At 62.4% G+C, this 362-nt stretch carries 1 protein-coding gene; it reads left to right on the forward strand.

Features of this window, described 5'->3' with window-relative positions; all coding sequences use genetic code 11:
- On the forward strand, positions 1-362 hold a 362-nt coding region (locus tag SB753_RS35360; protein WP_410804722.1), incomplete at both ends, for an AMP-binding protein.

Below are 362 nucleotides of genomic sequence, written 5' to 3' on the forward strand. Positions count from 1 at the left end.
GCCGATGTGTTCGATGTTGGCACTGTGGAGCGGATTGCATCGCAGTACGAAGCGGTGCTTGAGCAGATGGTTGATGATGTGCGGCGGCGGGTTGGCTCGTTGGCGTTGCCTTTGCAGCATGAAGCGAAGCCGCTGACGTCCTATGCATTCGAGTCGCTTGGGATGGCGCTTGCGGCGCAGGCAAAGCGTACGCCGCAGGCGATTGCGCTGCGCTGCGAAGATGAGTCGCTCACGTATGCTGAACTTGATGCGTGGTCGGCGGCGGTGGCTGCACGGCTTGTCGCGCGAGGTGTGGGTGCTGAGCGGCGCGTGGGATTGTGTGTTGCGCGAGGACCGGCGCTGATTGCGGCGTTGCTTGGAAT

It is taken from the genome of Paraburkholderia sp. SIMBA_053 (genome assembly GCF_046534895.1).
GTDB classification, from domain to species: domain Bacteria; phylum Pseudomonadota; class Gammaproteobacteria; order Burkholderiales; family Burkholderiaceae; genus Paraburkholderia; species Paraburkholderia caledonica.